The sequence below is a fragment of the Paracoccus saliphilus genome (assembly GCF_028553805.1).
Classification (GTDB): domain Bacteria; phylum Pseudomonadota; class Alphaproteobacteria; order Rhodobacterales; family Rhodobacteraceae; genus Paracoccus; species Paracoccus saliphilus.
This window is the reverse complement of the sequence record NZ_CP067140.1, coordinates 3,681,072-3,694,270: the sequence shown is the minus strand read 5'-3', so window position 1 is coordinate 3,694,270 and position 13,199 is coordinate 3,681,072. Positions and strand designations below refer to the sequence as shown.

Sequence of the window (13,199 nt, the reverse complement as noted above, 5' to 3'; positions counted from 1 at the left end):
GCCCTTCTACGCGCAATCTTCCCAGCAAGGAAGGTTCTTTCACCGCTTGCGCCGTCAAGCCCGGCTTGCGACAAGCGGATATGGCCGGTTTCACATCCCATATGGCACAGGCCCTGGCAGAAGCGCGGGCGGCAGCGGAACGTGGCGAAGTGCCCGTTGGCGCGGTGATCACCGCCCCAGATGGCCGGGTGATCGCGGCCGCCGGGAACCGCACGCGGGAATTGTCGGACCCTACCGCTCATGCGGAAATCCTGACGATCCGCTTGGCCTGCGCCGCCGCTAGCTCCGAACGCCTGCCCGGTCATACGCTTTGGGTCACGCTGGAGCCCTGTCCGATGTGCGCGGCGGCCATTTCGGCTGCCCGAATCGCGACGCTGTATTACGGCGCAGAGGATTCCCGCATGGGAGGCGTGGCGCATGGCGCGCGGGTATTCGACCATCCGCAATGCCATCACCGGCCACAGGTATATGACGGAATCAGTGCGGATGAATCCCGTAAGCTGCTGCAATCATTCTTCGAGGAACGCCGATGAGACATATCGTTTTCGACCTGGGGCAGGTTCTGATCGAATGGTCCCCGGAACCCGCATTCTCCGGGCATTTCGACGATCAGGCAGCAATCCGCGACTGGATGGCCAGGGTTGATTTCAACGGATGGAACCGGCTGCAGGATGGCGGCCGCCCGCTGGCCGAGGGATTGGCGGCAGCGCGCGCAGCCCACGGAGATGAGGCTGCCCCGCTGGAAAACTACACCGCGAATTTCCCACTCACCATCGCGGCGCCGGTTCCCGGCAGCTGGGAGATCGCCGAAGCACTGAAGGCCGCGGGACACCGGCTGTTCGCGATCACCAACTGGTCGCATGACAATTGGCCGGCGGCACTGACGGGTTATCCGCGGCTGCAAACGCTGTTCGAGGATATCGTCGTATCGGGTACCGAAAGGCTGCTGAAACCCGAACCAGAGATCTATCTGACGCTGACCCGCCGCAACGACATAGCGTCAGGCGATTGTATCTTCATCGATGACAGTGCTGCGAATGTCGAGGGCGCGCGGGCAGTGGGGATGGATGCAATCCGGTTCACCGACAGCGAAGCGCTGCGCCAGGCTTTGAAGGAACGTGGCATCGGATAGCTTGCACCTTGCCGCGAAGCCTTTTATACGGGGTGCGTTGCGGGTGTAGCTCAATGGTAGAGCAGCAGCCTTCCAAGCTGAATACGTGGGTTCGATTCCCATCACCCGCTCCACATTTCACCAAATGTTAGCTGCGGCTTTTCCTGTATTCACAGCATATTCCTGAAAATCATGCAGATTTCGCGCTTGCCGTGCACTGAAAGCGCATCAGCCTCCGGTTGAGGAGTAGTGCTATGGGACTGACGCAGTGTCGCGGCTATTGGTATTATGTAAAGCGCGTGCTCAAATGGTTCGCGCATGGGCGTTGTTTCAGGCCTCGTCGTCGGCAGAATTCACGTTGCGCATCCGGTAGGTTAGAGCGCTCGGCATGCGCAAGCCCGAACCTGCCCGCCACCGCACAACGAACTGGACGTCCTTCAACGAAGGCCTGAAGCGGCGTGGATCATTGTTGATCTGGCTCGACAAGGACATGGCCTGGCATGCCCCCGAGGCCGGGCTTCCGGGTCGACCACCGGTATTCTCCGACGCGGCGGTTCAGTTCTGCCTGATGGTGAAAGTGCTGTTCGGCCTGCCGCTCCGGCAAATCGAGCCATGGAAACGCCACCGGTCCGAGTGACCATGGCGAGGGGGATGGTGTCGAGCATTCTGCAGATGGCTGGGCTGGATTGGCCGGTTCCCGACTTTTCCACCCTGAGCCGCAGACAGAAGAACATCGCCGTCGCGATCTCGAGCCGTCAGGCCCCTTGACCTGCTGGTGGACAGCACGGGGATCAAGTTTCCTGGTGATGGCGAATGGCTGGCCCGCAAGCACGGCACCCACCGCAGACGCCAATACCGCAAGGTTCATCTTGCGATGGACACGGGCACCGGAGACATCCGGGCCGTAGAATTCACGTCACGCCGCGAGGGTGACAGTCCCGTTCTGCCAGGCCAGCTGGACCAAATCCCGCCGGATCAGCAGATCGGGACCGTGACTGGTGATGGGGCCTTCGATACCCGTCGCTGCCACAGCGCGATCCTCGCGCGCGGCGCGGCACTGCCATCATACCCATCCGCAAGAACGGTCGCCTCTGGAAGGAAGATTGCCCCGCGGCAATGGCTCGCAATGACATTTCCAGGGCGACCCGGCGCCTTGGTCGGGCGATCTGGAAGCGGTGGACGGGCTATCACGTCCGAAGTCGGATCGAGGCGAAGATGCGCGGCCTCAAATTCTTCGGAGAGAGGATCGCCTCGCGAGACCCCGACCGGCGGACCGCCGAAGTCGAGGCGAGCTCCGCATCGCCCTCATGAACCGCTTCAACGCACTCGGCCAGGCCGAGATTGAACGCGTGACCCAAGGTCATCGGGGAAAGGGGAAAGCCCGTCCCGACGACGCATTCTGCAACAGCGCCAGCCTCCGGACAAAGCGGACGCTCAAAGGTCTGTTTCGTCAATGTTCCCGTTGTGGTTTGCAGTCCTGCACCTGCTAAAGCGGTTCAGAGCCTGCGCGCGCCGCGGCAATCTCGGCGTCGAGCGCTGATGCAGCCGCGCCGGGCGCCATTCCAAAGCCGGCGATCAGCCGATATGCGGCAGGGGTCAACACCAAGGTAAAGACTGTGGCGAACCCGAGGCCACCGACGATCACCCAACCGACGGCGACGCGAGCCTCTGCCCCGGCACCGCTAGCCAGAACGAGCGGCAGCCCCCCGAGCACGGTGGAGACCATCGTCATCATGACCGGCCTGATTCTCAGGCGCATGGCGTCCCGAATAGCGCTGTCGATGTCCTGTCCGGCAGCGCGGAGTTGGTTCGCGAACTCCACAATGAGGATACCGTTCTTGGCCATGACGCCGACAAGGAGCACGAGACCGATCTGGCTATAGTAGTTCAGTGAGCCGCCCGAGAAGGAAATGGCGAGCACTGCGGCGGCGATGCCGAAGGGCACCGTCACCATGATCGAAACTGCGCTGGTTATGCTCTCGAATTGCGCGGCCAGCACGAGCAGCACGATCAGGAATGCCACGCCAAAAACCAGCATGAATCCTTGCGTACTCTCGTCGATCGCGGCCGCCTCGCCGAGCAGCACGAGATGTGTGCCTTCAGGTAGGACCTCGCCCGCGATCGCTTCCAGCCGCTCGGCCGCTTCGCCCAAGTCGATACCCGCGCCGAGATTCGCCTGTGCCGATATGGCGGGAGACTGTGCCTCCCGATCAAGCGAAGAAGGGGCCACGACCTGATTCAAACTGGCGACTGAGGAGAACGGAATATATTGCCCGTCGGCAGTGCGTGTGAAAATTGCCTCCAGGTCGGAGGGGTCTTCGATCGCAGGGTCACCGGGAACGAGGGTTACGTCGACCTCCTCACCCTCCAGAAACACTGTGATGGCCGTCTGGCCCTGGGTCATCATGCTGATCGAACTGGAGATGCTGGCACTATCCAGACCCAGATCGCGGGCCGCCTCACGGTCGACTTCAACTTCGAGAACGGGCTGGACCTGCTCGCTCGAAAGTTGAGGATTGAGGAATGTGCTATCCGATTGCATCGCTGATATAAGAGCGTCGGTCGCATCTTCCAGAGCGTCCCGATCCTGCCCGGAAACCGCAAACTCGAGTCCTCCTCCACCGCCACCGCGGATGTTGAGGCTGTTGCTGGATCGCACGAATGCGGTAAGGCCGGGAATATCTCCCATTTGTCGGCTGACATCTGCCATGACCTCCTGCTGCGGGGTGTCGCGGTCGGCCCAGTCCGCCAATCGTACGATCACGAAGGCCATGCCGCTGCCGCCCCGGCCGGTCAATGACTGGACCGTGCTGATGACCTCTCTCTCGCGGTAGGGCGCCAGGACGCCTTCGATTTGCGATATGACGGTCTCGAGCACCTCGACGCTGTCGCCGGACGACGACCGTGCCATAACCATGAAGAACCCGCGGTCTTCGCTCGGGGTGACTTCCGAAGGCATTTCACGGGCTGCGCCCAGTGCGATGATCGCGACAGCCCCGGCAATGCATATGGCAAGGATCGGGGACCTGATGGTCCGATCGACGAGCGCATCGAAGCCGCGCGCGAGAAAGGATGGACGCGACGCTTGCCCGCTGGCCAGATCGTGTCGGCCGGGATCGACGATTGCGGCAAGCACCGGCGCAAGGACGAGAGCCGCGATGGATGAAAGCGTGACGCTGAAGGCAAGAACGAAGCCGAACTCCTTGAAAATGCCGCCGGCCTGGCCGGGGAGGAAGGAGATCGGAATGAAGACGGCCGCGAGCGTTGCTGTCGTTGACAGCACTGCAAAGAAGACCTCGCTGGTGCCCGCGACTGCTGCGGCGCGTCGGCCCATCCCTTCACGACGCTTTCGGACGATGTTTTCGACGACGACGATAGCATCGTCGACCACCATGCCTGTCGCCAACACAAGGGCAAGAAGCGTGATGGTGTTGATCGAGAACCCGGCCATCCAGATGGCCCCGATGGTTCCAACCAGGGCAACGGGTATCGTGAATGCCGGAATGATCGTCGCACGCGCGGAGCCGATGAAGGCATAGATGGTCAGGATCACGATGGCCGTGGACATAATGATCGAGCTCAGGACCTCCTTGATCGATTGTTCTATGAAGACACCATCGTCGGAGGTGACGGCTAACGAGACTCCCTCTGGCAGGACCGATGCAAGTTCGGCAACGGCCTGATTTACAGCTTGGGAAATGGTTAGGGTGTTGCCCACCGACTCGCGAACGATATCGATGCTGACGGAGGGTTGACCGTCAATATAGGCGCTTGAGCTCTGGTCCTCGGATGTCAATTGGACGAATGCCACGTCGGAGATCCGAGTGGTGCGATCGATCCGCAAGGTTGCGATATCCTCGACCGTGGCATCCGGGCTCGCCGAGCGCAGGGTCAATGTTTCGCTTCCTGTATCCAGCGAGCCGAGAGGGGTGTCATCGCGCAGAGCCTGGAGTGCCGTTTCCACGTCGTCGAGTGACAGCCCGCGGCTTTGTAGGGCGGTCATATCGATCTCCACCCGAAATTCCTGAAGTTGGTTGCCAGTTACGGTGATCTCGGCAACCCCTTCGATGACCGATAGTCGATCGGTAACGATGCCTTCGGCAATGCTCGTCAGCTCCGGGATGTCTGCGGTTCCGGAAAGGGCGAGCCTGACGATGGGCTGCGCATCGGAATCGTTCTGCGACACGCTCGGCTCGTCCATATCCTCGGGCAGTTCCCGCATCGTTTGAGACACGATTTCGCGCGCATCGTTCGTCGCGGTATCTATGTCGACGCCATCATTCAGATCGATCGAAATCTGGCTCGATTCATAGCTGGAGGTGGAAGAGATGTTCTTTAGCCCTTCCATTCGGCTTAGGGACGCTTCGAGAACTGCCGTCACCTGACGGTCGACGATTTCCGCCGAGGCCCCATCATAGCTTGCGCGAACTGACAGCACCGGCTGGTCTACTTGCGGCATTTCCCGTACATCGACGCCGAACAGTGCGACTGCGCCTGCAATGAGGATGAGAAGGTTGATGACAATCGCAAGCGTGGGTCTGCGCACGAAGAGATCGATCATGCCGGCCCGGGGCATGCTGGGTGCAATCTTCATCAGCTTGCCTCTCTTTCGCCGGCTCTGCTGCTGCTCGGGACGGGCGCCATGCGTTCCGCGGCCCCGATCAACGGCTGAGGCTCACCCGAAGCGCCATTGCCCGCGGGCGGCTCGTTTTCCGAGGTGATCTGCGCGCCTTCCTGAATTTGGGCGCTCCCGTCGAGAACGATCTGCTCGTCCGCACCGAGGTCGCCTTCAATCCAGGCCATATCGCCTTCGCGCATGCGCAGTTCCACGGGAACGGAAGTGGCGATACCATCACGCACCGCCCAGACTTGGGCGCCCTCATTGGTCCAGCTCAAGGCGGACGACGGGACCTGTGGTAGCGGCTCACTCTCGTTGGCGAGCTGCACAGAAAAGCTCATCCCCGGCCATAGCTTACCGTCGTCATTTTCGATCTCGGCCTCTACCGTCACAGTGCGTGTGGTCTCGTCTATCCGGCTATCGAAGGCAGAGATCGTTGCGGTGAAGTTTCGGCCAGCAAGGGCGGGTGTCGTGGCGTTAAGCTCGCGGCCCACCTCAAGCAGATCGACTGCGCGTTCGGGAAGTTCAAAGGAGAGGACGATTTTGCTGGTGTCGTCGATCGTAACGATCGCGTCGCCCGCGGAGAGCCGGTTTCCGACCCGGGCTTCGGATAATCCGATCTTGCCGGAAATGGGCGCCTCGACGATAAGTTGATCCAGAGCATTTTGCGCGCGTGCCAAATTTGCCTCGGCAAGCAGCACGGCCGTCTCGGCCTCCTGCACGGTCGTGTCGGCAACTGCCCCACTACCCGTGCCCGCGAGCGTGCGGTAGCGTTCGAGAGTTTGCCGGGCACTCTCAAGTTCGACCTCCGCAGCCGTCAGTTCGATTTCTTCCAGGTCGGACGCAAAGCGGAGAAGAACATCACCCTGTTCAACATGTTCGTTGGCAACCAGATCAACCTCTACGATCCGCCCTTCGGTTTCGGTCGTCACTGAAACACTATTGCCTGCGCGAGAGGTGCCAATCGCTGTCAGGACTTCCTGAAACGACGTCGAAGTAACCGCAACCGTTTGCACGCTGGAAGAAGCGCCCCCGCCACGTGGACCTCCAGGGCCGCCCCGGCCGGGACCGGGACGCGAGAGAGAGCTCGCGGATTCTTCGGAGCTCGGTAAGTCGCCACCGATCGGAATCCCAAAGGTCCAGAAGAAGGCCGCGGCCAGTATCGCCGCCCCGAGGGCTGTTTTCAGAAGGTGAACCATGTGGGGATATTCCTTGGGGCCGATGCAATGGAGGCGATGTATGCCGATGCAGGAGGAACTTTTGCGGTGAGATATCGGAAAGAAGGTCTGCGCGGGCCAATAAAGGCCGCCCGCGCAGACCGCTGCTCGATGAATGGAGGAACTTCGCCCGAGCGCTCATCATTCCCAATGGAGACGATGAACTCCGGCACAAGGATCGCCCTTGGTCGCCAGAGCCTCCGCGGGTAGGCGCGCGGCGAACCGCGCGCCGCCCGTCAGTTTCCGCGCTGGTGGCCCCGATGACGTTTGCCGACGCCTTCGCGCATCTCCTCAGGGCTCAGGGCCCCATCCTCGTCGGCATCGAAGCGTTCGATCATTTTGTCGACCCGCGCTTCATTCCGTGCGAGCAGCTCGGATCGAGACAGAGCGCCGTCACCGTCGGAGTCGGCCTGCTCGAAGGCAGCCTTGGCGCCTGCGCCACGTTCTCCGCCTTTGCGTTCATGTTTCTTCGATCGCCGCGTGTCGCGTTTTTCTTTCGCCGCGGCTTGCGCCTGTTCCATCTCCTCACGGGTGATAGCGCCGTCGCCGTTAGCGTCGAAGCGTTCAAACATGTCCACTTTCTGATTGGTTTCGGCGTCTTGGGACTGGGCGAGCGCAGGCGTGGCGAATGCGCCAAAGCCAGCGAGCAACACGGCCACGGAAAGGGTCAGAGAAGGAGTTCTTGTCATTGATATGTCCTGCCTTATTTTCTGGTTGCGACATAACTTATACGAAGCTCAGCCTCTTTTCCGTCGCCGCCACCAGAAAAAAATTACAAACGTCTCAGGCGGACATTGCGGGTCACCGGCGGGCGCAGCGCTTTTGGTTCTGCAGCATCTCTTCCAGCTGATCGGCATAGGCGCTGCGCTCGGCCGTGCTCATGGCAGCAATGCCGCGCGACACGGCCTCCTCGATCTTCGCCAGGCGCTCGTCGCGCGATTGCCGGATTTCGCTGAGGACATCGACAAATGCCTGCGCGTCAAAATCTTCCGAGCGCAATTCATCGAGCAGGTCTGGCATGGCAGAAAGGCGATCTCTGTTTTTGTCAAACTCGCCGTCTTGCTTTAACTCCTCGCGCAGGGCGTGACGCGTGTCGCGTGGCAATGCCATGATGACCGTAGCACCGATGTCGCCCCGTCCCGCAGAACCCCGATGATCTCCAGAGGGGGACTGCCTGATCAGTCCACCAACGAAAAGACCAGCCACCAAAAGGTTGAGCGCAAGCGAGACGCACAAAATAAGCTTCACGCTACTCCAGCGCCGGGTCGGTTCTGCGGGTTCAGGAGGGATCTTGGTCATGGCATTCACTCGCTCCAGAGCGCGGCTTCATAGTCGGCCTCGCTGTAAAGATCTGCGGGAAGGAAGCTCGAATCCGCGGCAAGCATACCGGCCGGATCGACAGCGCCGGGGAAATACAACCCAATGGCTAAACCGGCGACACCAGCGGCGGCAAGCCCCGATGCTGGACGCCAGAGGTCGCTGACCCATGCCTGCAGCCGGCCGAGAGCATTTGGCGGGCGCCGTGTTTCGGGCACTCGTTGCGCGGCTTCGGCATCGGCCATGATCCGGGCGAACAGCGCGTCCGATGGCTGCGGTGCAGCGCGCCGTGCGGCGGTGAAAAAAACCTCGAGTTCGGTGTCCGGATCGGTCATCGCTTTTGTTCCTGTTTCGGGAGAGCCGAACCATGGGCGGTCAGGATCTCGGCAAGTTTGCGTTTACCCCGGGCGGTCAGACTCTCGACCGCGGCCACATTGATCCCGAGGATTTCAGCAATCTGAGGGTTTGATAGTCCCTCCAGATGCCGCAACTCAACTGCACGGCGCTGCCGCTCCGGCAATTGCTGGAGCGCAGAGTTCAGCGCTCGCACCCTATCGTCGTCTTCCATGCGCTCTGCAGCGCCTCGCCCGGGGTCTTGCGGCTCCGGGATGGTCTCGAGAGGAACCCCTCGCACAGATCGCCGAAGCCGATCCCGGCAAAGATTGAGCACGACGGTGTAGAGCCATGTGGTGACCCGGGCTTCGCCCGACCGCCAGCTCGGTGCAATCCTCCAGAGCCTTATCATGGCTTCCTGCACGACGTCCTCGGCGTCCGGGGCATTGCCTAGCTGCCTGTGGGCATAGGCATAGGCCACAGGCGTCAGGCGAAGCGTAAGGGCTCGGGCGGCGCGCATATTCCCCTGCCCAGAAGCGACCAATAACATCTCATCGTCATCTTCTGTCATGTCATCCATGAGTATCGGGCCTGTCCGCCGGACTGTTCCGGCACAGATCCGGACATTGTTTCACTGATTATACGGACGAACCGACGATTTCCGTCGCTCGCCGATGAAAATATTCTCGTGGCTTGCCCGGAGCATCCTTCAGTCGGCACCTGAGCAAGCGGCAGGGCTCATGCGATAGCAAACAAAGTCGTTCATGTCAGCTTCCTTCAGCTCAGGTGAAAAAGCTATCGGGTCCGAACCGCGGTTTTGGCCAGTGAGTGACACCGAGCGCCGCGCCGCTTCGGCAGCACGTCGCGTTCATTATACCATCGACCGCCGGAGCGGACCCGCCATTCATGAGTGAGGGTGCTTCAAATCAGCGTAGTGCAGCCAGCGCGCCGATTAACGCAGCCACTGTATTGGTCTCTGTCGAGACTTTATAGACGTCGTTGTTATAGTGAACGTAGCGATAACCACGGCCTGGGTGGGGAAGGCCATAGTGGCGGTAATCGACAATGGCTTGGTAGCCTTTCGGCATCCGCTGTCCGGGCGCGAAGCGACGGGCACTGGACTTGGGGGCGTCCCGACGGACCTCTTGCTTTTTAATTTGCCTAGGCGCGGAGCGACGGGCGTCGGGCTTGGGGGTGTCCCGGCGGACCTCTTGCTTCTTGACCTGCCCTGGCGCGGCATGCACTGCATTTCCGCGGTGATGGTTATCTTTCCGCGGGTTATCCGCCTGGGCTGCGCCTGACAGTGCAACAAGCGATGCTGTGGCGGCGAGAATGAGACGTTTCATGGCCATTTCCTTTCGGCTTTACATAGATAAGCGTTATACGAAGCTCGAGAGCCTTTCCGTCGCTCCCATCTTGCGGATCGAGGCGGAATATGACTGCCGCTGCGATGAATGCCTCAACAAGCCCCTCTTCTCCGGCCTGCGCCATGCCTGCCAACTGATTGCGGCAGGGCGCGCGAGAACAATCACTACCGCCTGCACACGAGCCTGGACGGGCTCGCCCTGTAGAAATATAGAAACCGGTCAGGATGTCTGGAGGATGATTGATGACACAGGACCACGCCATTTTAGGTGTCACTTACAAAAGGCGGTCCGGATGAGCCATGGGACTTTGCTGTCACGCTCGCCGAGAAAGAAAATTAGTTAGCAACTCTGACCGGAATCGCGGCTTTCAGCCAATCTTGATGACTTGGTAGCTCATGCAGCGAACTTCCGCTTCCCGCCGATTCTGTGGAAAAACAACGTGCTGCAACCGCGGAAATCCAGGCTTTGAATTGGGCGCGCGCCTTTCTTAACGGGCTTTGCACACTTGCTGCGGCGCAGGAAAGATCTTCGCCAATTTCCTGAGGTTCTGGGCGGTGGCAGACCAGAGGAATTCATCATTTGCGCCGCATGGGCCGCGTAATCGGAGCCGATTTAGGCCGAGGATGCGCTTGAGGTGGGCGAAGAGCATCTCGACCTTCTTCCGAAGCTTCATCGAGACGTCGTATTGCTTGGTCTTGGCGATGTCGCGCGCGACTTGGCGGGCGTTCTCGTGTTCTTCGCGGGTGATCGATCTGGCATCGGCGTTCGGGCAGCATTTCTGTTTCGACGGACAAACCTGACAGGTCAGTTTCAGGGCGCGATATTTGGCGCGTCCCTTGCCGGTTGGTCCCCGGTTCGGATCGGAATAGTTGCGGCGAACCTGCTTCAGCTCGTGGCCCTCGGGGCAGATGTATCGATCATTCTTCGCGTCCCATTCGAAGTCGGCCCGTGTCCATGTTCCGTCGGCGCGCCCAGACTTGTCGAAGACGGGTATGTGGGGAGCAATCTTGCGGTCGACCAGCCAGCCCAGTATCGGTCCGGTACCATAGGCGCTGTGCATGCCGATGGGTTCACCGGCTTCAACGGGTTGTTCGGCGAGGGTCTGGCCAGAGAACAGGCCTGCATGGTGCTTGTGCGGCGAAAATTTGTGGATAACTTTGAACGAGACGGGTCCACCATTGCCAGGGAGGCAATCGAACGCATCGCTAGGCTCTACGCCATCGAAAAGGATGCGCGCTACAAGCCACCCGACGAACGCGTCGCCCTGCGACAGACCAGAGCCAGGCCCATCTTCGATGATCTGGAGAACTGGCTGAAGAGCCAACTGCCAAAAATCTCCGGAAAAACCAAACTGGCCGAGTCCATCGGGTACGCGCTCGGCCGCATGCCCAAGGCACGGGCCTATCTCAACGACGGTCGATTGGAGTTGGACAACAATATCTGCGAGCGGTCAATCAGACCACTGACTCTCGGACGCAAAAACTATCTGTTCATGGGGTCCGAAGGCGGCGGCAAGGTCGCAGCGATTGCCTACACCCTCATCGAAACCGCCCGCATGAACGCGGTCGACCCCGAGGCCTGGCTGACGTTGGTGCTGAACCACATTGCTGATCACAAGATCAACCGCATCGAAGAACTCGGCCCCTGGAATTGGCTGCCAAGCTAAAAGTCAACCGCAGTCACGCCGGACGGATACGTTGATGATCGTTGGTGAGGAAACGCAACATCGCCTCGATCGATTTCGTGCTCGCGGTCCAGTCCGCGGAAGCGGACACAGGGACGTAGAGATCGATCTCGCGAGTCCAGCCGTCCTGTGCATTAAACTTTCGGGAGACTCTCGTGTCCCCGGCGTTGACGAGCGCCGCGAGGACGACGAGATCAATGCCCCTCTCCGATGGTTGCAGCCCGAGGGATCAGCGTTTTACGGAACAACAAGTTGCCCTCAAGCGAACTCCCGTGGAGTGGGGGTGCTGGTTCTGGGCGCCCGGCTATTTTTCGACGACCTCGGGAAATGTCGACGATGGAATCATCCGCCAGTATCTGGAGCTGCGCTCCAATCGGGATGCTACCGGCGCAAGCCGGTAGAAAGTTTACTAATCAACCTGCTGCTGGCCCGTTCAGACGTTCGCCCTGATCGTCGAACAGATGCAGTGATGTCACGTTGGTGCGTAGGCAGATATCTTGTCCTCGGGTGAGATCCAGCGATCCCGCAAGCTTTGCGATCACCGGTCTATCGGAAAGTCCGGTATCGAGATGCACCAGTTGGACTTCTCCCAGATGCTCGATATGGTCAATGGTGCCGACGAAGATGTGGGGGCCGTCTTGATCTGCCAACGAGAGATCCTCGGGGCGGACGCCTATCCGAACAGTGCGACCGATGATATCCTCGGACATTCGCATGGCGATCTCGGCCCTGCCGTTTGCGGCATGTTCCACGGTGACGCGATTGTCATCGTTGTGAATTACCTTGCCCTCGACGATATTCATTGCCGGAGAACCGATGAATTGCGCGACAAAGATGTTGCGGGGGCTGCGATATAGTTCTTTCGGGGCGCCGATTTGTTCGACATAACCATCCTTCAGTACGATGATCCGGTCAGCAAGGGTCATTGCCTCGACCTGGTCATGGGTGACATAGATCATCGTCGTATCGGGCATGGCCTGCTTCAGCTTGGCGATCTCGATACGGGTGGCGACGCGCAGTGCTGCATCGAGATTCGACAATGGCTCATCGAAGAGAAACACGCGAGGATCGCGCACGATGGCGCGACCGATGGCAACACGTTGGCGCTGCCCGCCAGACAGCGCCTTGGGATGGCGGTCCAGATAGTCGCCCAGTTGCAGGATATCGGCGGCATGCCGAACGCGCTGTTCTATTTCGGATTTCTTCATGCCGGCGATCTTCATGCCGAAGGCCATGTTGTCGCGCACCGTCATATGCGGGTAAAGCGCGTAGGATTGGAAAACCATGGCGATGCCTCGCTTGGAGGGCGGGACATGGTTCATGAGTTGACCCTCGATGCGCAATTCTCCCGAGGTGATGTCTTCCAGCCCGGCAATGCTGCGCAAAAGAGTGGACTTCCCGCAGCCCGATGGACCGACAAAGACCATGAATTCGCCTTTCTGGACATCGAGGTCGATGCCGTGAAGTACCTCCATGGTGCCATATGATTTTCTTATTTGACGGATTGTCAGCTCGGCCATTTCGCGAAACTCCAGTTGCGGTTCGTCGGTCC

Annotated in this window: 10 protein-coding genes, 1 tRNA gene and 3 pseudogenes; 5 read left to right on the top strand and 9 right to left on the bottom strand. The window is 60.1% G+C overall.

The window, feature by feature from the left end:
* Positions 1-80: 80 nt before the first annotated feature.
* From JHX88_RS17730 to JHX88_RS17715, 4 genes and pseudogenes are all read left to right on the top strand, one after another.
* Positions 81-533 carry a nucleoside deaminase gene (locus JHX88_RS17730; RefSeq protein WP_076529009.1) on the top strand — a complete coding sequence of 151 codons (453 nt, stop codon included), beginning with the start codon at positions 81-83 and terminating at the stop codon, positions 531-533.
* Entirely contained in the window at positions 530-1,132 is a 603-nt protein-coding gene (locus JHX88_RS17725) for an HAD family hydrolase (protein WP_076529011.1), read from the top strand. Before JHX88_RS17730 ends, JHX88_RS17725 begins: the two co-directional genes overlap by 4 nt.
* A gap of 39 nt (positions 1,133-1,171) precedes the next feature.
* Positions 1,172-1,245, top strand: a tRNA-Gly gene (locus tag JHX88_RS17720).
* 254 nt (positions 1,246-1,499) lie between these two features.
* Positions 1,500-2,463: pseudogene (locus JHX88_RS17715) on the top strand (IS5 family transposase); the annotation flags it as partial.
* Between the two features lie 134 nt (positions 2,464-2,597).
* On the opposite strand, the gene JHX88_RS17710 reads toward JHX88_RS17715, so the two are convergent.
* The 8 genes and pseudogenes from JHX88_RS17710 to JHX88_RS17675 all read right to left on the bottom strand — a co-directional run.
* Positions 2,598-5,705 (bottom strand): efflux RND transporter permease subunit, encoded by a 3,108-nt coding sequence (locus JHX88_RS17710; protein ID WP_076529153.1) that lies wholly within the window; start codon positions 5,703-5,705, stop codon positions 2,598-2,600.
* Positions 5,705-6,928: an efflux RND transporter periplasmic adaptor subunit gene (locus JHX88_RS17705; protein ID WP_076529155.1), complete on the bottom strand. Its 1,224-nt coding sequence runs from the start codon at positions 6,926-6,928 to the stop codon at positions 5,705-5,707. The genes JHX88_RS17710 and JHX88_RS17705 overlap by 1 nt, the downstream gene beginning before the upstream one ends.
* 254 nt (positions 6,929-7,182) lie before the next feature.
* The gene (locus JHX88_RS17700) at positions 7,183-7,635 is read right to left on the bottom strand and encodes an EF-hand domain-containing protein (protein ID WP_076529157.1); all 453 of its coding nucleotides are present in this window, start codon (positions 7,633-7,635) and stop codon (positions 7,183-7,185) included.
* 112 nt (positions 7,636-7,747) lie between these two features.
* Positions 7,748-8,245: a periplasmic heavy metal sensor gene (locus JHX88_RS17695; protein ID WP_076529159.1), complete on the bottom strand. Its 498-nt coding sequence runs from the start codon at positions 8,243-8,245 to the stop codon at positions 7,748-7,750.
* A gap of 5 nt (positions 8,246-8,250) precedes the next feature.
* Positions 8,251-8,598 (bottom strand): hypothetical protein, encoded by a 348-nt coding sequence (locus JHX88_RS17690; protein WP_076529161.1) that lies wholly within the window; start codon positions 8,596-8,598, stop codon positions 8,251-8,253.
* Positions 8,595-9,176: a sigma-70 family RNA polymerase sigma factor gene (locus JHX88_RS17685; RefSeq protein ID WP_076529163.1), complete on the bottom strand. Its 582-nt coding sequence runs from the start codon at positions 9,174-9,176 to the stop codon at positions 8,595-8,597. Before JHX88_RS17685 ends, JHX88_RS17690 begins: the two co-directional genes overlap by 4 nt.
* 346 nt (positions 9,177-9,522) lie before the next feature.
* Positions 9,523-9,942 carry an RcnB family protein gene (locus JHX88_RS17680; RefSeq protein WP_076529165.1) on the bottom strand — a complete coding sequence of 140 codons (420 nt, stop codon included), beginning with the start codon at positions 9,940-9,942 and terminating at the stop codon, positions 9,523-9,525.
* Positions 9,943-10,450: 508 nt separating this feature from the next.
* Positions 10,451-11,017 (bottom strand): annotated as a pseudogene (locus JHX88_RS17675) (transposase); the annotation flags it as partial.
* On the opposite strand from JHX88_RS17675, the pseudogene tnpC reads away from it, so the two are divergent.
* Positions 11,009-11,629: pseudogene (tnpC, locus tag JHX88_RS17670) on the top strand (IS66 family transposase); the annotation flags it as partial. The pseudogenes JHX88_RS17675 and tnpC sit on opposite strands and share 9 nt — an antisense overlap.
* A 431-nt stretch (positions 11,630-12,060) precedes the next feature.
* On the opposite strand, the gene JHX88_RS17660 reads toward tnpC, so the two are convergent.
* Positions 12,061-13,167: an ABC transporter ATP-binding protein gene (locus tag JHX88_RS17660; protein WP_076528963.1), complete on the bottom strand. Its 1,107-nt coding sequence runs from the start codon at positions 13,165-13,167 to the stop codon at positions 12,061-12,063.
* Between the last annotated feature and the right edge of the window lie 32 nt (positions 13,168-13,199).

What these genes read in the sequence shown, in the direction of transcription:
- JHX88_RS17695 (WP_076529159.1), bottom strand. Translation starts at nt 8,245, where the DNA reads ATGACCAAGATCCCTCCTGAACCCGCAGAACCGACCCGGCGCTGGAGT.
- JHX88_RS17680 (WP_076529165.1), bottom strand. Translation starts at nt 9,942, where the DNA reads ATGAAACGTCTCATTCTCGCCGCCACAGCATCGCTTGTTGCACTGTCA.
- JHX88_RS17690 (WP_076529161.1), bottom strand. Translation starts at nt 8,598, where the DNA reads ATGACCGATCCGGACACCGAACTCGAGGTTTTTTTCACCGCCGCACGG.
- JHX88_RS17700 (WP_076529157.1), bottom strand. Translation starts at nt 7,635, where the DNA reads ATGACAAGAACTCCTTCTCTGACCCTTTCCGTGGCCGTGTTGCTCGCT.
- JHX88_RS17725 (WP_076529011.1), top strand. Translation starts at nt 530, where the DNA reads ATGAGACATATCGTTTTCGACCTGGGGCAGGTTCTGATCGAATGGTCC.
- JHX88_RS17705 (WP_076529155.1), bottom strand. Translation starts at nt 6,928, where the DNA reads ATGGTTCACCTTCTGAAAACAGCCCTCGGGGCGGCGATACTGGCCGCG.
- JHX88_RS17730 (WP_076529009.1), top strand. Translation starts at nt 81, where the DNA reads ATGGCCGGTTTCACATCCCATATGGCACAGGCCCTGGCAGAAGCGCGG.
- JHX88_RS17710 (WP_076529153.1), bottom strand. Translation starts at nt 5,705, where the DNA reads ATGAAGATTGCACCCAGCATGCCCCGGGCCGGCATGATCGATCTCTTC.
- JHX88_RS17660 (WP_076528963.1), bottom strand. Translation starts at nt 13,167, where the DNA reads ATGGCCGAGCTGACAATCCGTCAAATAAGAAAATCATATGGCACCATG.
- JHX88_RS17685 (WP_076529163.1), bottom strand. Translation starts at nt 9,176, where the DNA reads ATGGATGACATGACAGAAGATGACGATGAGATGTTATTGGTCGCTTCT.